The following is a 20,642-nucleotide window of genomic DNA, read 5'->3' on the forward strand; positions in this document are numbered from 1 at the left end:
TTACAAATCTAAAGGATACAATGTGGTACGGATACGCAACACAATACGCAACACAATACGCAATGTAATTCTTAAAATTGATATTGAACACGCAAAGATGTATGGTTAATCATATGAAGCTAGCACCGATTATTAATCCAGATGCGCGCAAAGAAGCGCCTAAGCCATTGCGAGTAGACTTGTGCAAAGCATTTATGGCTGGAACGATTATTTGGCTCATAGCATCATTAATCACAGTTGTTCTTGCTATTTTACACTTTTTATTGTGGTTCTTTGCTGTAATTTGCCTTAGCGGATTTGCAATTGGAATTTTGCTTTTAATCTGGGAACACTTTGATCGCTGGGATTATAGAAGATTAGGAAAATAAGTTACTAATCAAGCTTTGCAACAAGACTTTGCATAAGACTTTGCGCCCTACTTTGCGGCTTACTTTGCTCACTACTTTGCAAGCGGAATAGCAAAATTAACAGTAGTTCCCTGCCCAGGCCTACTCCACAATGTTATGCTGCCGTGATGCGTAAGAGCCACGTGCTTAGCAATAGCAAGACCTAATCCAACACCGTCTTTACTAAAGTCATTTTGATTACTCGATCTATAAAAACGTTCAAAAATACGCGGCTGATCTTTTAGCGGGATTCCAATTCCAGAATCAACAACGCGAATAACAGCAAATCTATTATCTTCTGACTTTAAAGCGCAAAGCGCAACAACACTATTTTTATGAGAATAGATAATAGCGTTTTCAACAAGTTTTCTAATCGCACTGCTTATTTGATTAGAATCCGCTAAAATGTTAAGTGAAGAATCTGCTTTAATAATTACGCGAACATTTTGACTAGACGAAAGAGCAGAAACAAGATTTTTAACATCTTCCAACACTTTCAAAACGTTTACAACACTAGCTTTTGAAGCATCAATAGGACTTTGCGCTCGCATAAGAAGAAGCAAATCTTCTAACATATGTTCCAAGTGTTTAGACGATTTTTGAGCAGACGCAGCAATATCTTTAATGCGACTTGCATTAACATCTTTGCATTGCAAAACATTAGTAAGGCTGGAAATCATGCGTGTTGAGCTAATAAGTTGATTGGAGACATTGCTTATAAAATCGTTACGCGTTTGCTCAAAAAGATGCTCCGCACTGGAATCATTTATAATAACAACAACTTTGCCTTCTCCAACACTTCCAACTGTAATATTAAGCCAATTAGGTCTAGAAATTGTAGAAGGATTAGGCGCTGAATCGCTAGATTGTGTTGATGAAGAATCGAAAGCAGCCGAAGATTGCAAATACGAAGTTTTATCTACATTATCTACATAAAAATCATTATCTTCACTAATTGTTACATACTGTTTGGGGGTAAATGTCACTAAATCAAAGCTTTCATAGCCTCCAGAGAAACGCACGTTATTTACAGCTTGCAAAACGCGCGGCTGAACAATCGAATCGTCTAAAACAACTCCAAGAGTGTAACTTTGTGAACTTGCGCGCAAAACGTCGTTATTTTTATCAACAACAATCGTAGCTCCTGGAAGCATAGCTAAAACAGCGCAAGCGTCGGAGCTAATGTCTTCGGAACTATCGTCTATATCAAAGTCGGAATCGGAATCAAAGTCGGAATCGCCTAAAACTTTTTGCATTTTCTTATGAAAAATGATGCGAAAAATGCGCTTAGAACCACGTCTAAAAGTCATAAAAATACGACTAAAAGTAGAATCAAAAAACGGAACAAAAACATTACGAAATGCCGATAGAACAAAGTCAAAAGCAAACATAACCACAACAATTGCAACGCAAAGTGCAATCAAAGCAAAAACAACAAACACCATTAAAGGCGAATATGGCGAATCTTGAAGCATACTCTTAAAGAATACTCTAACGCGCTCACATTTAAGCGACTAATACAGTGACTAATACGTTTAACGCACGTGCGCACAGTAGTCTATACTTGATTAGGGCAATCTAAACAAACGCGAATATGCTCCAATGCAATTTAGCGCGATTGAACGCAAGAAAGGACACACCATGCGAGTGATTTTCAACGAAGAGATGAAGGCAGTTGCATTAAACATTGAACGCATGGCAGAGCTTGTTGCAAAAGCCATGAACGATGCTGGAAGCGCTCTAGTAAACGCAGACTTAGAAGCTGCGCAAACGGTTATAGATAACGACGCAAAGCTAGACGCACTAGAAGCAAACGTTATAGATCAATGCTTAATATTGCTTGCACGTCAAAATCCAGTTGCAACAGATCTGCGAGAAGTAGTTGCAACTATGAGGCTTGCTGCAACTTTTGAGCGCATGGGCGATTTAACAAGTCACGTTGCACAAATCGCAAGACGCACATGGCCTGATTGCGCAATACCAAGTCAAGCAAAAGAAACTGTTGAAAAAATGGTTGACTTTTTGCGCGCTCTTTCTACGCAACTAACAGACATGCTCTCAAATAGAGACGTTAATGTAGCAGATGCAATTATTCACGGCGACGATGTAATGGATAAGTTGCACGAACACATTTTTGCGCTTGTAGAAAGCGAAGATTGGAACGGCACTAGAAAACAGTTGATTGACTTGGTGCTTCTAAGCAGATTCATGGAACGCATAGGCGATCATTCAGTTGCTGCAGCAAGGCAAGTTGTATTTATTGTTTCGGGATTTGACCCAACTAAGAAACCAGAACCAGACAAGGACACAGTTGTAGCATAAAACACAAGTTGCGTAGAACACGATTTTTAAATAGAAACCTAAAAAGTAGCTTGTAAAACAAAAGTAGGCTTGCAATTAATTTTGCAAACCTACTTTTTATTTAAGTTAATTTAAGATAATTAAGCTAACTTAAGCTAATCAAACTCACTTTTGACCCTGAGCAGCCACGGCAGCAGCGCCAGCAGCAGCAGCTTCTGGATCCAAATACTCACCACGAGGCTTGATTGGCTTAAAGTTCTCATCCAACTCGTAAAGAAGAGGAATAGCTGTTGGAATATTCACCTTGGAAATCTCTTCTTCGCTCAAGTTGTCGAGCATCTTAACGATTGCTCGCAAGCTGTTGCCGTGAGCTGCAATCATTACAGTCTTACCAGACTTAAGCTCTGGAATAATATCCGACTCCCAATAAGGAGTTACGCGAGTCACAACGTTTGCCAAAGCTTCAGTTTCTGGAACTGGGTCGCCTGCATAACGAGGATCATTCGCCTGAGAATACTCATCGTTTGGATCAATCTGTGGAGGTGGAGTTGCGTAAGAACGACGCCAAATCATAAACTTCTCATCGCCATATTCCTGACGAATCTCAGACTTGTTCTTGCCTTGCAAAGCACCGTAATGACGCTCGTTCAAACGCCAGCTACGACGAACTGGAATCCACAAGCGGTCTGCTGCATCAAGCGCGTAATTCGCGGTGTTGATAGCACGACGAAGCAAAGAAGTGAACACGATGTCTGGAAGAACGTTCTTCTCTTTAAGAAGCTCGCCACCATGCTTAGCTTCCTCAACACCCTGCTCAGTGAGCGGTACATCAACCCAACCAGTGAACTGATTGGTCTTATTCCATGCGCTCTGACCATGTCGGAGCAATACTAATTTATATGTCATAGTTACCTAGTCTATTCGTTTCGTGCGACTACTTACAAAAAGTAAACAAACACGAAAAATTTAATCAAAAAAGTCGCCGAACACTAAAAACAGCATTCAACGACTTTTAAGATTAATTCAGCTGATTATAACTGATACAACTAGCGATAATCACAACTAGCGATAATCACAACTAGCGATAATCACAACTAGCGATAATCACAACTAGCGAAGTGGCTTTACGAGTGGGAACGTAATCGTCTCGCGAATGGTTGCGCCCGTAAGTGCGATTAGCAAGCGGTCAATTCCCATTCCCATGCCGCCAGCAGGAGGCATACCAACGCCGAGAGCCTCAATAAAGTCCTCGTCAATATCCATTGCCTCAACGTCTCCAGCCAAAGCATCTTTAGCTTGAGCAACAAAGCGCTCGCGCTGCACAACAGGATCGTTAAGCTCGGAGTAGCCAGTTGCAAGCTCAAAGCCGCGCACGTACAAATCCCACTTTTCAACCATTCCAGGCTTTGTGCGGTGACCCTTAACAAGTGGGCTTGTCTCCACTGGGAAGTCGCGCACAAACGTTGGCTCATAAAGCTTGTCCTCGTAGAAGTGCTCCCACAAGTGCTCAACCAACTTGCCGTGATTCTCCACTTCGTCGCGCTCAACGCCAAGCTTGTCTGCGATTGCGCCCAAATGCTCAACAGAAGTCTCTGGCGTAATCTCCTCACCCAAAGCCTCGCTAAGCGAGCCATACATGGTGATTTGCTTCCATTCGCCGCCAAAATCATACTCTTCGCCATTAAGCAAAGTCACCTTAGTGGAACCAAAAGCGTCTAGTGCAGCCTTTTGAATCAGCTCTTTAGTAAGAGCACCAATCGTATCGTAAGTGCCGTAAGCCTGGTATGCCTCGAGCATTGTAAACTCTGGTGCGTGAGTTGCATCCACGCCTTCGTTTCTAAAATCACGGTTGATTTCGAACACGCGGTCAATGCCACCAACCAAGCAACGCTTCAAGAAAAGCTCTGGAGCAATACGCAAGTAGAGATCAATATCGAAAGCGTTCATATGAGTTGTAAACGGACGAGCAGCAGCACCTCCGTGAACCGTTTGCAACATTGGTGTCTCAACCTCAAGGAAGTCGTGGCTGTCGAAAGTGCGACGAAGAGAAGCCACAGCATGCGAACGCCTGCGAACCATATCGCGAATCTTCTCGTCTGCAATCATGCCAATATATGGCTTGCGAGTACGAGTATCGTCACTTAATTCCTTATGCAAAGCTGGAAGCGGCTGCAAAGCCTTAGCAGCAATCGCCCACTCTGTTGCAAATACGGAAAGCTCACCCGTCTTTGAAGAAATTACGCGACCGCGAACGTACAAATGGTCTCCCAAATCAACCATCTGCTTGAAGCTTTTAATGGATTCTTCGCCGATTTCCTTCTTGGAAACCATAGCCTGAATAGTAGTGCCGTCACCAGCAGAAAGCTTAACGAAGCACAAGCCGCCAGCATTACGCAAGAAAAGAACGCGCCCAGCAATGCCAACCTCTGTATCGGTTTCTTCGCCAGCTTGAAGCTTGCCGTCAAAATCAGCGCGAACTTTTTCGATTGTATCCGTAACATTAAGATGCACCGGGTATGGTTGCACGCCTTCCTTAAGCATCATCGCGCGCTTTGCAACGCGCATTTGCACCTGCTCTGGGTGCGCAAGCGGACCAAACTCTTTATTGCTTGGGTCAATTGCTTCATCCAGGCTTGCGCCCTCGTTTACACGCTTAGCAATAACCTCATCCTGCGCGAGCAGCATTTCGGCATGCTCAACGGTGTCAATTTCGTTGACGTTGTCTGTTGATTCATTTTCTGCTGCATCGTTTTGCGCAGCGAGCATTGTAGTATTCGTGTCACTCATAGTCGCTAATTGTAGCTACTAGGTAATACAGATAAGTGCACAACAAATACGTTTTATTGCGTTATTTAGTTGATTGTGCGAATCATTTTTACATCAAATACACATTTTTATAGAAATATTTATATTTTTCTGTTTTCGGAAGAAAAATAGATTTACAGTAAAAATTTTTATTATTTTATTAAGATATACAAAATTATTTACGAAAAGAGACATGATTTTGCAAATATTGCAGATTGCATGCAAGCTATAAAAAAGTGAAAGTAAATTTTTAATAAAATCTCAAAAAATTTATTTACTAGCGACACACACTAACGACACACACAGCAACGCACAAGCGACACACAATGATATTTTGTAGCAAGTTCACGCTATTATAACCAAGTTATTGTAGTGCTGCTTGCACAATTCAATATGTAGTTGCATCATGTATTTGTAAGATGAATTCACACAATAACATCGGGCTGTAGCGCAGTTTGGTAGCGCGCTTCGTTCGGGACGAAGAGGCCGCGGGTTCAAATCCCACCAGCCCGACTTTTGATTTTTGCACAATCGCGCGTATTGCAACACTCTTATAAACTTATAATTCTGTATAAACGCATAATTTTGTATGATTGAGTAGTGAGCAAAACGGAATTAAATCGCAAGAAGCAAGGTGGCTTAAATGTTAAGCGTTTCGCAATTGTATAAAGAACTAGACAATATGTTTGCTAATCACGCAAACGCACAAGAAATCGAAAAATACTTGCTAAATGCTCTGCACGAAGCAAATTGCGAGCCAGACGAACCGCAAGATGCAAGCCAAGAATCAAACCAAGAAAAAGCAAGCGCTCAAGCATTGCAACTATCTGTGTTAAATGAGTTGATGGGATTTTATAGGTCTAGAGGAGAATACGCAAAAAACAAGCCAATCATTGATAGTGCGCTAAAACTTTCAGATAAAATGCAACTAGCAGGCAGTGAAGCTGGCACAACAACACTTATAAACGCTGCTACTAGCCTTCGCGCAGCTGGCGATTATGAGCGCGCAACAGAAATATATTCTAAAGCTCTTAAAGAATCATCGAAAACACTAAAACCAAACGATAGAAAGCTCGCTGCCCTTCACAACAATCTTTCAATGCTTTATAGCGAAACAGGCAAAATTAAAGAAGCAATAGATCAGCTTGAAAAAGCATTAGACATATTGCAAAAATCGAGTATCAATCCTTCAACAGACATAGATATAGCAGCAACTCACACAAATCTTGCGCTTGCGATTTTGCAAGAATGCTCGCAGCCTAGTGAAAGCACGAATAGCAAATCTAATAGTCTTAACGCTGCTTTTGAACACGCTTCAACCAGCATTCGCATGTACATTGCAGGAAACAACCAAAATCAACCGCATTACGCTTCTGCGTTGGCAGGATATGCGCAAGTTCAATACGCACGAAAAGAGTATTCCGACGCTGTAAAAGCGTACAGCGAAGCTCTAGATTTAATAGCACAATGTTACGGAAAAGATAGCGAGTCCTATGCGATTACGTTGGAAAATCTACAGCAAGCACAGAAGGCAGCAGAAAAATTTACGGAGACTGGCGTGGCGGATGCGATTCAGTGCGCTGCGGAAAAATCGCCAGAAACCGATGAGCCGCATCCAGAATCAAATAAAACCATAAAAATAGATAAAACTATACAATCAAATAACACTATAAAATCAAGCAGAACTATAAAAACAGAAGATAATACAAAAATTAAAAACGGCATGCAACTTGCAAAAGAATATTGGCAAACCTACGGAAAGCCGCTGCTTGAACTTGAAGAATTTAGGGACTATAAAAACCGCATAGCTGCAGGATTAGTCGGTCACGGATCGGAATGCTACGGATTTGACGACGAGATTTCTAGAGACCACGATTTTGGCCCAGGATTCTGCATATGGCTTACAGATGAAGACTATGCAAAAATTGGCGAGGATTTGCAAGCAGCTTACAACGATTTGCCGCAAGAATACGCTGGATTTGACTCTAGAAAAGAAACGCCGCGCGCTAAATCATGCGAAAGCAGCAAGCGAGTCGGAGTATTTAGCATAAGCGAATTTTTTGAAAACATAACAGGATTTTCCGCCGCGCCAAGCCAAGACGAGCCGTATTTGTGGATTTCGCTAAGCGAGCCAACACTTGCTGCAGCTACGAACGGCCAAATTTTTGCAGACCCACTTGGAGAATTTAGCAAAACGCGTCAAAGTTTTAAGCTTATGCCAGACGATGTGAGAATCTCGCTAATCTCTAGAAGGCTTGGCATGATGGCTCAAGCAGGTCAATACAATGTTCCACGAATGCTAGCGCGAAAAGACGGAGCTGCAGCGTGGCTTTCTATAAACGAGTTTGTGCGCGCAACCGCTTCAATCGTGTTCTTGCTAAATAACCCAATAAGCGCAGGATATTTGCCATATTATAAGTGGCAATTTGCAGCACTTCGCAAGCTAAGCGCGCGAATGGCGTCTAGGCTTTCTGGCGTAGCAAATCAACTTGAATCGCTTATGCGACTAAGTAGTGCGGCATGCTTTGGCGGAATCGGATTTGGCGAAGGCACAAAAGGAAGCAGCGAATCTGAGTCTAAAATAAACGAGATTATTCAAAACGTGTGCAACGAAGTAGTGCAAGAGCTTAAATATCAAGGTTTGAGCGATTGCAATGAAACATTTTTAGAATGGCAGCGCCCGTATGTTGAAGCGCATATTAATTCGCGCGCTGCGTGCTTAAGGAGCTTATGATGTGCAATTCATTATCAAATCCAAAAACGCAAAATCCAAAAACGCAAAAGCTTGCAGAAGAAATTACAAAACTAGAATGGCAGCAATTCCAGCTTACGCAAAACGAAGGCGGACGCGCGAATTGTCAAGGAAACTGGCCAACATTCCACATTATGCGAATGAGCCAATTTTTAACTTGGCCTCTGGATTTGCAAGAGTCTTATAAAAAAGATCTTGAGCGCGCAAATAGCAATGGCAGAAATTTGATAACAGAAAAATATGCAAGAATGATGGAGTCTACTGCCCCAGAAATTTTTGAACGCACGATTAAGCCTTATATTAAGCCGATTTTAGAGCCTAGAAAAAGCGAGCAAGAGAAGATTATTTTAACGCAAGTTAAGTGGGCCGATGATTTTCGCAATCACTACCCTCATTTAGGTCTTGCAATGCGCGTTCTAAAAACAAGCGAAGATACAGAAGAAAATACATCTTTTGAAACGTATTTGAGAGGAGAATTAAGCACGTATTCTGCCGAAACTTTTGCTAAATATAAAACTTTTATAGAAGATTTAACGGCAAAAAATCTAAATCTTACTCAGATGATTGTTGAAAATACTGTGCACATGTATGGCTACGATTCACTCGAATCAGCCGACAAATGTTGAGGCAACTATAGCGTGAATAGTTTTATTACAGAGTAAATAGTTTTGCAAACGCACAATCGATTCTTTGCGCAGTTTTTAGGCTACGCAAATCAGATTCAACAAAAACAGTAGAAGATGCACGCAAACCATTTTTGCTCAAAAAATCTCTATAAATCATAATATTCGGCTTTAGCAAATGAGATTCGCAAGATGCACTAACGCCATTTATCTCGCTAAGTATTGGGCAAGTTTCGCGCGCACAATCCATCCACTCTTGCGAAGCGTTTCCAAGCGCCCAGACGCGCACACCTTTTGCGATTAAATCGCGAGCAAAAGACGCAAAACGCGCTCGCTCCCCTAAAAATCCGCGTGAAAAATTCTTAAAATACAGGCGATAAAGCCAAGTTACAGCAGGACCGTGATGCTCGCTAAACGATTCCAGTGCGCGCTGGCTGCTCCATGCCGCCTCTAGCAAAGCTTCGTGAAACTCAAAACTCCATTCTGGCTCGTAACTAAACAGAACTTCGCCAATATAATCTGGGTAATCTGACTCCAATGTGCGGCGCGCATCCCAATCAACAAGAAGATGCAGGTCAAAAACAACATCCGTTATGCCGTTTTCAATAATTTTTTGCGCGCACAAATCGCAATAAGCGTCGCTATTCCTGCAATCGTCACTATTCTTAAAATCATCGCGATCATGCGAAAAATCTTCTGTACAAACCATTAAAAATCCTAAATTATTCGGTTGGCGAAATTCCGCCAACATAGGATGACATTCCAGAAGTGCCAGGAGCTACAGAAGAACCAACGCCAGAAACCCCAGCCCCAAGCCCAGCCCCAAAGCTAGCAGGCAAATTGTTCAAATTATAGCCAAGCGCCTCAAGCTGCGCGCGCCCATCTTCCGTAATATTTTCAACGCTCCAACGCGGCTTCCAAGTCCAATCAATCCTAAATTCGTCTACAAGTCCAACCAGCGCACTCGCGCACTCGTCTTCAATCAAATCCGTAAGCGGGCAAGCAGGCGTTGTAAGCGTCATAGTAAGAATCGCGCGACCAAGCTCGTCAATCTCAATCCCGTAAACTAATCCCAAGTCAACAACATCAATACCAAGCTCTGGGTCCACAACATTGTGCAAAGCCTCTTGAATATCTTCCTCAGTTACGCGCCCAATATTGTTTGCGCTAAGAGTTGATTCTGCTTGATTTTCTGCCATCTCGTTCCTTATTTTTAAGTGTTACAACGCGATTTTTTTAAGTGTTACAACGCGATTTTATAAAGCTACATACGATTTTATAAAGCCTCAATAGCCTTTGCAATACCGTCTTTTAAGCCTTCCCACGCAAGCAACGCACACTTGATTCGCATTGGATATTTAGAAACGCCTTGAAAAACCATAGCATCTTCCAACTCATCTTCGTCTTGCTCGCTTTTTAATCCAACTCCCCTAGATTCCATAAGTTTGTGGAAAAGAGCGGCCAATCGCAATGCATCCGCAACGGTTTTCCCCTCAACCAAATCAACCATAATCGAAAGACTCGCCTGCGAAATTGAGCAACCGTGGCCATCCCACTTAATACTTTTAATAAGCGCATTGCTTGAATTATCAACGTTTTTAGCGAGTTCCACATGCATTGTAACCTCATCTCCACAAGTTGGGTTAAATTGATGAGATTCGCCAAAAGCATAATCTTTATTAGCTTCTACAGCACAATTTTCGTGATGATTTGTAATTTTTATATTAGAATCGTTTTTTAGCTCATCGGTTGCTTGCGATTTACCAGAAGCCTCCTCAACTTTCTCTTCACGCTCTTCTGCTTTAGAAAGACTCTCTGTGCTTAAAAAATGTGTTTTTCCGTGCGGATTTCTAGCAGCATCTAGAATAACTTCTTGATACATGCTTTCTAAGCTGTTACTTGCACCGTTAGCGTCATCAAAACTCATATCAAACATACGCTCTCCTTGCATTAAAATATTACGACTATGCGCCAAAATATGCGCGAACTTGGGAAACAGCTTCGATTAATTCGCGAACTTCTTCGATTGTGTTATAAACTCCAACAGACGCGCGATTCGAAGCGTACACGCCAAAATGGCGATGAATCGGCTGAGCGCAATGATGCCCAACGCGAATCGCAATCCCTTGCGCATCCAAAAACTGGCCAACGTCATGCGGATGCACGCCTTCAACTTCAAAAGAAACCGTTGCAATGCGCTTGCTTAAATCAAGTGGGCCAAGCACGCGAACTCCTGGAACATCTTGCAATTTAAGCAATTCTGCAGCAATCTGACTCTCATGCTGTGCAACTCGATTCATGCCCAACTCTCGAAGCCAATCCGCAGCTACTCCTGCAGCGACCATTTGCGCAACTGGCTGAGTTCCTGCCTCAAAACGGTAAGGCGCTTCCATATATTGCGCTGGCTTATTAAGCCACGCAAGCTCCACCATGGACCCCCCAAAATTAGCAGGCGGAAGAGCTTGAAGAAACTCACGTCGACCATACAAGAACCCAACTCCCGTCGGTCCGTACATTTTATGAGCACTAAAGGCTGCAAAATCAACATCTAGCGCGTGAAAATCAACTGGAATATGCGGAACGGACTGACAAGCGTCAAGAACAAAAATCGCCCCAACCTGGTGCGCGCGCTTGCAAATCGGCGAAACATCCGTGATTGCGCCCGTAACATTGCTAATATGCGTAACTGCAACGATTTTCGTGCGCTCATCAATAACAGTGCTCAAATAATCCGCATCCGCTCGCACTCGGCCATCTTCAGTTACATCAATCCAGCGAAGCTCCGCACCCGATCGAATCGCAAGCTCTTGGAATGGCAATAAAACGGAATGATGCTCTGCGCGAGAAACAACAATATTATCTCCCTCATTAATCACAAAATGCTGGCGCAAAATTAAGTTATCTTCCGCAAAACCAGAGCGATTTAGCTTAGCGTTAATAGTGGCATTTCCAATAGAAGTTGCAAGAAGATTCAACGCGCCTGTAGCGCCAGGCGTAACAACAATCTCTTCGCTGCCTTCTTTGCTACAAGCACCAACGAGTTTTGCAACCTTTGCGCGCGCTCCTTCAAACGCAACTGTGCTAAGCGCTGCCAACTCGTGCGCTCCTCTATGCACTCCAGCATTAATCGTTTTATAAAACTCGCTTTCGGCATTAATTACAACTTGCGGCTTTTGAGAAGTTGCTGCAGAATCCAAGTAAATCAAGGGTTTTGAATGCACTTTGCGACTTAAAATTGGAAATTGGAGCCTTAAATCTTCAAAATCGCGCATTAGCGCAAAGTCTGTATCAAGATTTTTATGATTAAACATTCAAAATCACCTTTTAATCAAATTTATAACTTAAAAGCCGCTCCCCCAAAACAATGATTGAAGGAGCGACTTTCAAGACTTAAATCTTAGTAATTAGCGCTTTACGAACAGCCAAGCATAAAAGCATAAAAGCATAAAAGCATAAACGCTTAAATCATAAAGCAGAAAGCTAATTAGAATCCAAATTGTGCCGCAGCTTGACGAAGAGTCTCTGCAGAACGCTTCAAAGCAGCAAGCTCGCGATCCGAAACTGGAGTATTCAAGCGAGAATTTACGCCGTTGCGGTTCAACAAAGTTGGAACAGACATGCAAACGTCCGAGATTCCGTGGAAGTCTTCAAGCAAAGAGGAAACTGGCAAAATGCGGTTGGTGTCGCGAAGAACAGCCTCAACAATATCTACACCAGACATTGCAATAGCGTAGTTTGTAGCGCCTTTACCGTTAATAATCTTGTAAGCTGCGTTCTTAACTTCCTGATGAATCTCTTCGCGCTTAGCTTCATCCAATGGCTCATGACCTGGAAGAGCATTCCACTCGCACATTGGAACGCCACCAATAGTTGCAGAAGCCCAAAGAGGAACTTCGGAATCGCCATGTTCGCCAGCAATATAAGCGTGAACGTTCTTAACGTTCACACCAGTGTGCTGAGCAATAAGGAAGCGCAAACGTGCAGAATCAAGGTTTGTACCAGATCCGAACATTTGATTAGCAGGAAGACCAGAAAGCTTCATAGAAACATGCGTAACAACGTCAACAGGATTTGTAATAAGCATGTAAATTGCGTTTGGAGCAACCTTAACAACATTAGGAATAATCGACTTCATAATATTGATGGTTGCACCTGCAAGTTCCAAACGAGTCTGACCAGGCTTTTGACGAGCGCCAGCAGTAATAACAACCATATCGGCATCGCGGCAAATTTCAACATCGTCGGAGCCAGCAATCGAAACAGCTGGGTAGAAGCTAGAACCGTGCTGCATATCGAGCACTTCTGCTTCAACACGTTCCTTAGCGATATCCTCAAGCACAATTTCACGAGCAACACCGCGCTGAGCAGCAGCAAACGCAAGCGTAGAACCTACTGCGCCAGCACCAATAATCGCAAGCTTTGTTGGCTTAACCTGAGAATTCACCATTAGAAAACCCCTTTTCCACAAACCGAATCAGCCCTCTAGCTAATAAATAACTCAAAATATAAGGGCTGCTCTAATAATAGAGATATATGCATGAACAGTTTTTACTTTAATCACACCTAAGGAGTTTTGCTTAAAACGCAATTTGCATAAGTTTTGCCGCCAAAGAATCTCCAACAAAAGCATCTAATTCTATGCCAGAATCCTTATATTCCACTGATTTTACAATGCCATTTTCCCTAACTTTAGATAGCAAAGATCCAGAATAATCACTATAAGGAAGCCTAACTTTAACATGAACATGTGGTGAAGGTAACAAATTTTCTATGCGCGTTCTTAAACGGTCAATATTTGTTCCACTTGCAGCAGACACAATTAAAGAATCAGGATACAAAGATTTTAAGCGCAAACGCATTGGCTCTTGCATAACATCCGACTTGTTAAACGCAATAATTTGCGCAATGTCTTCCACTCCATCAATTTGAGCCAAAACCTCGTTAACTGCCTCAATTTGAGAAACAGGGTCTGGGTGAGATCCGTCAACAACGTGCAAAATAACGTCTGCTTGGCCAACCTCTTCCAAAGTGGACTTAAACGCTTCTACTAGCTGAGTTGGCAGCCTTCGCACAAAACCAACCGTGTCTACAAGCGTGTACGCGCGACCATCTTTAGTTAAAGACTTTCGAACAGCAGTATCCAAAGTGGCAAAAAGCGCATTTTCTACAAGTTCTTTAGATCCTGTAAGCCTATTTATAATCGAAGATTTTCCAGCATTTGTATACCCTACTACTGCAACGGTTGGAATATCTTGACGACGCCTAGATCCGCGCTTTGTCTCGCGAGTTGGTGCCATTAGCGCAATGTCGTGACGCAATTTTGAAATTCGATTCCTAATTGCGCGCCTATCCATCTCGATTTTTGTTTCGCCAGGGCCTCTAGAGCCTATTCCAGCGTCTCCAGCAGCACGACCGCCAGCCTGCCTAGAAAGAGCAGCACCCCAACCTCTAAGTCGCGGAAGCATGTATTGAAGCTGAGCAAGCTCGACTTGTGCCTTTCCTTCCCTGCTTGTTGCATGTTGAGCGAAAATGTCTAGAATAACAGCCGTTCTGTCTACAACTTTGACTTTAGTGGCGTCTTCCAAAGCTCTTCTCTGGCTTGGTGGAAGATCATCGTCTACCACAATCGTATCCGCATCATTTTGCGCCACAACCGCTGCAAGTTCACGCGCCTTTCCAGAACCAACATACGTTGCTGCATCTGGCCTATATCTTTGTTGCAACATGCCGTCACACACTACTGCTCCAGCGGTTTTAGCAAGAGCGGCCAACTCTCTAAGAGACTCTTCTGCTTGGCTTAAAGTTCCGCGAGCACTAGACCACACACCTACTAAAACAACACGTTCCAGCCTTAGTTTTCTGTACTCTACTTCGGTTACGTCTTGTAATTCTCCAAGGCCAGCAACTCGTTTTAACGCGTTTCTTGATTCGCGCTCTTGCCAAGCTTCATCGTTACTTTCTAGGCTTGATCCAGCGTTTGCATTGTCTAGCAGAACTTCACTATGACCTGAAAGAAAGTCTTTATGCTCATTTTTATGCTCAGGCATATTATTATCACCACTTGCCAAATCACTATTTGCTAAAGTATCTACCAAAACTATGCCCTTTGTTATTTTTCTTTAACTACTAACGCTAAATCCCTTGTTAATACACGATTTACAACGTTTGTTTTATTATTGTGAATCTAGAAGACATAATTTTTAACGCAACACTAAAATGGCTATTAACACTTTTAATAAAACTAAAAAGACGAGCAGCATTAATGCTACTAAAACAAACAAGAATGCTAAAGAATCTAAGACTAGCGGCGAACAGTATTTTTCCGCTAATCCAAATTCTTTAGACTTAAGACGAACTTTGCAAGTTGATTTGCGCGGTCACGAGGTTAGCGTGCAAGTTTCTAACGGAGTTTTTAGCTCTTCTAAACTTGATTTAGGAACTGCAGTTCTTCTTAAACACGCTCCACAACCCCCAGAAAATGGGCGATTTTTCGATATCGGTTGCGGCTGGGGCGCTATTAGTTTGGCTTTAGGTTTTGAATCTCCTAATGCGCAAATTTACGCTGTAGACGTTAACGAGCGCGCTCTAGAACTTACTAATATTAACGCTAAGAATGCTGGATTAAATAACATTCACACTTATCTTGTAGAAGATGCGCTAAAAGAAGATGAGCTAAAAGACATTGATCTTATTTGGTCTAATCCTCCAATCCGCGTTGGAAAAGACGTTTTACACAATATTTTGCTCACGTGGCTTCCTCGCTTAAAAGTTGGTGGAGCTGCTTATTTGGTTGTTCAAAAAAATCTTGGTTCAGACTCCTTAATCCCTTGGCTTTCTAAAAATCTTGGGGAAGATTTTAGCGTTGAAAAATACGCAAGCTCTAAAGGATACAGGATTATAGAAGTCTTAAGAAAATAGGATTGAATATGAACTTTGACTATCCTAGTGAACTGCCGATTTGTGCTGCACACAACCAGATTATTGAAGCTATTAAAGAGTCGCAAGTTGTAATCGTATCTGGTCAAACTGGTTCTGGCAAAACCACTCAAATCCCAAAAATGGCTTTGGAACTTGGCAGAGGCGGTCGCGGAAAGCAAATTGTTCACACACAACCTCGACGACTTGCTGCACGCACAGTTGCCGAGAGAATCGCAAGCGAAATGGGTGTTAAGCTTGGCGAAGAAATCGGCTACCAGGTGCGTTTTAACGACGAAAGCTCATCCAAAACAAAGCTTCGCATAGTTACAGACGGTATTCTGCTTGCTCAAATTCAGCGCGACCCACTTCTTACGCGCTACGACACGATTATTATTGATGAAGCTCACGAGCGCAGCCTAAACATTGATTTTTTGCTTGGATATTTAACAACTCTTTTGCCAAAACGCAAAGACTTAAAGCTTATTATTACTTCTGCAACAATCGATTCTGCAAAGTTCAAAGACCATTTTGAGCAAGCTTTACACATTAAAGTTCCTGTTATAGAGGTTTCGGGGCGAACATACCCTGTGCGCGTACTTTACGAGCCGCTTGGAAGCGCGCCTTCGCTTATGAAGCATGTTCCAGGTTTTGCCGATATTGCTATGGATGATGAAAGTGTTGCGCAAAGCCAAAGTATTTCTAGTTTTTCGCAAAGCGGCGATATTTGTGATGAAGACATTGCTTCTGCTGTAACTCGCGCATGTGCTCAACTTGTGATTCATTCAACACACACTCAAGGCGCGCGAGATATTATGGTTTTTGCTTCTGGCGAGCGCGATATTCGCGAGTTTGAAGCATCGTTGCGTTCTTATTTCGGTGCGCGCACAAGCGACATGAATCGCAGTGACGCCATTGAGATTGTTCCACTTTTTGCACGTCTTTCTTCTAAAGACCAGCATCGCGTTTTTGAGCATCACACTCATCAGCGCATTGTAATCGCCACTAATGTTGCAGAAACTTCTCTTACAGTGCCTTCGATTCGCTACGTTGTAGACCCTGGTTTTGCTAGAATTTCGCGATATTCTAAGTCTGCTAAAGTTCAGCGTCTTCCTATAGAACCTATTTCTCAAGCAAGCGCGGATCAGCGCTCTGGTCGTTGTGGGCGAATTGCAGATGGCATTGCTATTCGCTTGTATTCTAGGGAAGATTACGAGACTCGCCCGCGCTTTACCGACCCCGAGATTTTGCGCACTTCACTTGGAGCTGTTGTTTTACACATGCTCTCTGTTGGTGTTGCTAAAACTGGCGAAGATATAACGAATTTTGGATTTATTGATCCTCCAGATATTAAGGCTGTAAGCGACGGTTTTAACGAGCTTAGCGAGCTTGGTGCAATAAGTAGAAAATCTGGTGTTATAAGCTTGACTCGCATTGGCCGCGAGCTTAGTCATATTCCAATTGACATTCGCCTTGGCCGCATGATTATTGAAGCTGCGCGAAACACTACACCTAATACTTTAGCTGCGATTCTTGTGATTGTTGCATTTTTGAGCTTGCAAGATCCGCGCGAGCGCCCAGAGGACAAGCGCGAAGAAGCAGATAGATTACACAATCGTTACGCCGATGAGTTAAGTGACTTTTTAACAGCATTGAATATTTGGGATCGCATATTCCAGGCGGATGGCGAAATCAGCAACAACGCACTAAGGCGACTTTGCAAAGAGGAATTTTTCCACTTTTTACGCCTAAAACAGTGGAAAGATTTAGTTAATCAGCTTAAAGATTTATGCAAGGAGCTTCATTATAATGTTGGCGAATCACTGCCGATTAAACGCGCGCCTTTACAAATCCGCCAATTGCCAAATAATCAGCAGGCGGCTCACAGTCTTTGCTGCACTTGGGATTATCAAGGAATCCACTCTTCTATGCTTTCTGGCTTGCTTTCTATGATTGGCATGCAAGTTATTCGCGAGCCTAAGGCTTCGGATTTTGCAGGACTTCGCGGAACAGCCAAAATTCGCGCAATTAAGCGCGCTCAAAAAATGGCAAAAAATGATTATCAAGGCGCTAGAAGCACAAGGTTTGCAATCTTCCCATCTTCATCTGTTTCTAAAGCAACTCCTTCTTGGATTATGTGTACGGAATTGGTTGAAACTTCTAGACTTTGGGCAAGGTATTGCGCGCAAATCGACCCTGCTTGGGCGGAGTCTTTAGCTAAGAACCTTACTCGCGTAACATATTTAGATGCTCATTGGAGCGCAAGCAAAGGTGCTGCAATTGCTCAATCGAAAGTGCTTTTGTACGGCTTGCCTATTGTGCAAAATCGCACTGTTCAATGGTCTAAAATCAACCCTTACGAATCTCGAATGTTAATGATTCGTCAAGGCTTAGTCGAAGGAAATGTTCAGCAGCGTTTTCCATTCAACGATTTTATCTCCTCAAATATTAACGTTTTGAACGATGCCGACAATCAAACAAATCGCACTAGGCAGGCAAGCGAAACTGTAAACGACGAGGATTTGTTTACTTTTTACGATAATAAACTTCCTCAAGAAGCTACAACTATTGCAGATTTAGCTAAATGGTGGAAAAATTACAGACTTCAAGATCCGCATTTTCTTGATTTTAACCCAGATTGTGTTGAGCGATTGCAATACGCAAATGACACTGATTTAGCAGACTACCCCGATACTTGGCATACGATTGGAACAGACGGCCAGAAAATTAATTTGCGCTTAAGCTACATTTACGATCCGCATAATCCTTTAGATGGCGTAACTGTACACGTTCCGCTTCATGCGCTTTTGCGACTTAAGCCTCAAGAGTTTACTTGGAACGTGCCAGGCTTATTAGATGAGCTTATTATTGGCATGATTAAGTCTCTTCCTAAGACTTTGCGCGTGCAATTCGTGCCAGCTCCAGATACTGCTCGTAAAATCCGCGAGTGGATTGACGAAAACTACGATTATCTTCCAGGAATAAACAAAAATCCGCAAGAAGATTTTATTTGGCAAGACTTTAGCGAAGTCTTTACTAAAGCTGCGATTAATGTTGTTGGAGCACAAATCCACCCAGAAGTTTTAAGCGAAGATCAGCTACAACGACTATCTCCTTATTTACGCGTAACTTTTAGCGTTGAGCAAAAGAAAACTAATAAAAACAAACCTAATCAAAACAACTTTCATAATCGAAACAACAAGCGTATTAAGCCTACTGTTTTAGGAACAGACAAGTCTCTAATCAGCCTTCAGCATCGCTTTGCAAAATCAGCTCAAGAATGTGCGTTAAATGTTGTTAACAGCAAGGCGATTAAAGCTGCAAAGGCCGGAAATGTTGTTGAGCGAGCAGATTTATTACACAAGTCTGGAGCAACTAATCTTTCTAGATCTCAAATGGTTTGGCAAGGCGCGCTTAACATGCTTATTTTAGACGATAAGCGCATTACATCTAGATGGCTCGGCAGCGAGGCTTTGCTACTTGCTTCTGCACCTTATAAGTCTTCTAAAGATTTGGCTCAAGATTTGCAAATGGCAGCTATTAAGCGACTTATACCAAATACGCAAAAAATTACTAACGATGTTGAGCTTAAAGAAGCTGTTGGCAATATTGCCGAAGTTTACGAAGACACGGTTTATAGCGTTGCACACAGTGTTATTGCTATTTTGGAGCGATTTGCTAAAGTCGAGTCTGCTGTTAGCGGCAAAGCCGACTTGCCAATGCTTAGTGTTCTTCAATCGATTAAAGAACACGCATCTTCTCTTGTTTTTCCTGGATTCATTGCAAAAGCAGATTCTAGCTCACTTACTTCAATAGAGCGCTACTTACATGCGGATTTGATTCGACTTAACAAAGCTAAGTCAGACAAAAATCGAGATGTTCAATGGGCTTGGCAGGCAGATGAAGCTCATAAGCTTGTGTTAGAAGCTCAAAAGAGAGCAGAAAGCTTGCCTGCAGGACCCAATAGAGATGATGCTCAAGAAAAGGCGCAAAAACTAAAGTGGATGTGCGAAGAATTCTACGTTTCTCTTTGGGCGCAAGAGCTTGGAACAGCATACCCAATTAGTATTCAGCGCATGAAAAAGATTTGATAGCACAAAAGTTAAAAATTCACATACTCATCCAGCGATTTTAGCCAAGCCAGAAATGCGCGTCATAAACTCGTTCAAGAATCGTGGAGCGCCAACACAAACAGCAACTTGCATTGTTTTAACATAGTCATTCAAGCGCACAACATCACCAATTGTGCGTCCACGAGTTGAGCCATCAACATCAATTAATGTAAAATTTTCATAAGTAGTTTTAACTATTGCATTTACATTTTATAATTGTCATATTCCACAAAAAATAACAACATAAATAAAGGAATATAATAAGATGCAAAACAATAAAGATTACAAATTGACTGCTTCTATATTTAACAAAAACAACAAAGACTCACTTAATACTGATTTAATTTTTGCACCAGTTGATACAGAAGATGCTAACACAACATTAAATAAATCTATGGAATTTATAAAAAACATAACAAGCCCAAACAATCAAATGGGTTTAAGCAATGAAGATATTTTGTTGGTTGCAAAAGGCTCTGTTCTAAAATTAGTTCAATCAGAACAAAAAGACCTCAATAATGCCGTTGATGAAATTAGTGAGCAAATTGATAACATAGACAGTAATTTAATAAAAGGTGACGCCTTAATATACATAGAGAATGGCATAAATCTTTCCACAAAAGATACAAATAATATAATTAACGCAATCTATAAAAAATTAGATAAAGATTCTTCAATCTATTCATGTGTGCATAATAGTGGCAGTACACTTAGAATTAGCGCAATGATTGCACTAAAACATGCATAA

At 42.1% G+C, this 20,642-nt stretch carries 16 protein-coding genes, 1 tRNA gene and 1 pseudogene; 8 read left to right on the plus strand and 10 right to left on the minus strand.

What is annotated here, in order from left to right:
* The first annotated feature begins 101 nt into the window (after positions 1-101).
* Positions 102-368, plus strand: a complete 267-nt coding sequence (locus tag NYP65_RS02590; protein ID WP_004130283.1) for a hypothetical protein — start codon at positions 102-104, stop codon at positions 366-368.
* 71 nt (positions 369-439) lie between these two features.
* Here the strand turns inward: NYP65_RS02590 and NYP65_RS02595 are convergent, their stop codons facing one another.
* Entirely contained in the window at positions 440-1,831 is a 1,392-nt protein-coding gene (locus tag NYP65_RS02595; RefSeq protein WP_018641199.1) for a sensor histidine kinase, read from the minus strand.
* A gap of 196 nt (positions 1,832-2,027) precedes the next feature.
* On the opposite strand from NYP65_RS02595, the gene phoU reads away from it, so the two are divergent.
* On the plus strand, positions 2,028-2,708 hold the full coding sequence (gene phoU, locus NYP65_RS02600) for a phosphate signaling complex protein PhoU (protein WP_032843002.1): 681 nt from the start codon (positions 2,028-2,030) through the stop codon (positions 2,706-2,708).
* A 144-nt stretch (positions 2,709-2,852) separates the two neighbouring features.
* Here phoU and NYP65_RS02605 read toward each other — a convergent pair whose 3' ends face one another.
* Together NYP65_RS02605 and lysS are read right to left on the minus strand one after the other, a co-directional pair.
* Positions 2,853-3,593, minus strand: a complete 741-nt coding sequence (locus tag NYP65_RS02605) for a phosphoglyceromutase (RefSeq protein ID WP_004132563.1) — start codon at positions 3,591-3,593, stop codon at positions 2,853-2,855.
* 204 nt (positions 3,594-3,797) lie between these two features.
* Positions 3,798-5,474 (minus strand): lysine--tRNA ligase, encoded by a 1,677-nt coding sequence (gene lysS / locus NYP65_RS02610; protein ID WP_101896631.1) that lies wholly within the window; start codon positions 5,472-5,474, stop codon positions 3,798-3,800.
* Between the two features lie 457 nt (positions 5,475-5,931).
* Between lysS and NYP65_RS02615 the strand changes: the two genes are divergently transcribed.
* The 3 genes from NYP65_RS02615 (at position 5,932) to NYP65_RS02625 (ending at position 8,870) form a co-directional block, all read left to right on the plus strand.
* A tRNA-Pro gene (locus tag NYP65_RS02615) sits at positions 5,932-6,005 on the plus strand.
* Positions 6,006-6,135: 130 nt separating this feature from the next.
* Positions 6,136-8,226: a DUF4037 domain-containing protein gene (locus NYP65_RS02620; RefSeq protein ID WP_473410571.1), complete on the plus strand. Its 2,091-nt coding sequence runs from the start codon at positions 6,136-6,138 to the stop codon at positions 8,224-8,226.
* Positions 8,226-8,870, plus strand: coding sequence for a DUF4125 family protein (locus NYP65_RS02625; RefSeq protein ID WP_004130293.1), 645 nt, complete (start codon positions 8,226-8,228; stop codon positions 8,868-8,870). Before NYP65_RS02620 ends, NYP65_RS02625 begins: the two co-directional genes overlap by 1 nt.
* Positions 8,871-8,895: 25 nt before the next feature.
* Here the strand turns inward: NYP65_RS02625 and NYP65_RS02630 are convergent, their stop codons facing one another.
* The 6 genes from NYP65_RS02630 to hflX all read right to left on the minus strand — a co-directional run bounded on the left by NYP65_RS02630 (position 8,896) and on the right by hflX (position 14,914).
* Positions 8,896-9,576, minus strand: a complete 681-nt coding sequence (locus NYP65_RS02630; RefSeq protein WP_473410572.1) for an HAD family hydrolase — start codon at positions 9,574-9,576, stop codon at positions 8,896-8,898.
* A gap of 13 nt (positions 9,577-9,589) precedes the next feature.
* Positions 9,590-10,066 (minus strand): metal-sulfur cluster assembly factor, encoded by a 477-nt coding sequence (locus NYP65_RS02635; protein ID WP_004130295.1) that lies wholly within the window; start codon positions 10,064-10,066, stop codon positions 9,590-9,592.
* A 77-nt stretch (positions 10,067-10,143) separates the two neighbouring features.
* The gene (gene sufU, locus NYP65_RS02640; protein WP_060785561.1) at positions 10,144-10,803 is read right to left on the minus strand and encodes a Fe-S cluster assembly sulfur transfer protein SufU; all 660 of its coding nucleotides are present in this window, start codon (positions 10,801-10,803) and stop codon (positions 10,144-10,146) included.
* Between the two features lie 28 nt (positions 10,804-10,831).
* Positions 10,832-12,178, minus strand: a complete 1,347-nt coding sequence (locus tag NYP65_RS02645) for a SufS family cysteine desulfurase (protein ID WP_081090773.1) — start codon at positions 12,176-12,178, stop codon at positions 10,832-10,834.
* 173 nt (positions 12,179-12,351) lie between these two features.
* Positions 12,352-13,314: an L-lactate dehydrogenase gene (locus NYP65_RS02650; protein WP_004130300.1), complete on the minus strand. Its 963-nt coding sequence runs from the start codon at positions 13,312-13,314 to the stop codon at positions 12,352-12,354.
* 130 nt (positions 13,315-13,444) lie between these two features.
* Positions 13,445-14,914: a GTPase HflX gene (gene hflX, locus NYP65_RS02655; protein ID WP_473410776.1), complete on the minus strand. Its 1,470-nt coding sequence runs from the start codon at positions 14,912-14,914 to the stop codon at positions 13,445-13,447.
* A gap of 169 nt (positions 14,915-15,083) precedes the next feature.
* Between hflX and NYP65_RS02660 the strand changes: the two genes are divergently transcribed.
* Complete coding sequence (locus tag NYP65_RS02660; RefSeq protein WP_128813976.1) at positions 15,084-15,785, plus strand: class I SAM-dependent methyltransferase; 702 nt, start codon at positions 15,084-15,086, stop codon at positions 15,783-15,785.
* Positions 15,786-15,793: 8 nt separating this feature from the next.
* Positions 15,794-19,873 (plus strand): ATP-dependent RNA helicase HrpA, encoded by a 4,080-nt coding sequence (gene hrpA / locus NYP65_RS02665; protein ID WP_128813975.1) that lies wholly within the window; start codon positions 15,794-15,796, stop codon positions 19,871-19,873.
* A 27-nt stretch (positions 19,874-19,900) separates the two neighbouring features.
* Here hrpA and NYP65_RS02670 read toward each other — a convergent pair.
* Positions 19,901-20,056, minus strand: a pseudogene (locus tag NYP65_RS02670) (nucleoside hydrolase); the annotation flags it as partial.
* Between the two features lie 103 nt (positions 20,057-20,159).
* Between NYP65_RS02670 and NYP65_RS02675 the strand changes: the two are divergent.
* Positions 20,160-20,642: a hypothetical protein gene (locus NYP65_RS02675; RefSeq protein ID WP_128813973.1), complete on the plus strand. Its 483-nt coding sequence runs from the start codon at positions 20,160-20,162 to the stop codon at positions 20,640-20,642.

It is taken from the genome of Gardnerella sp. c12Ub_1 (genome assembly GCF_055804375.1).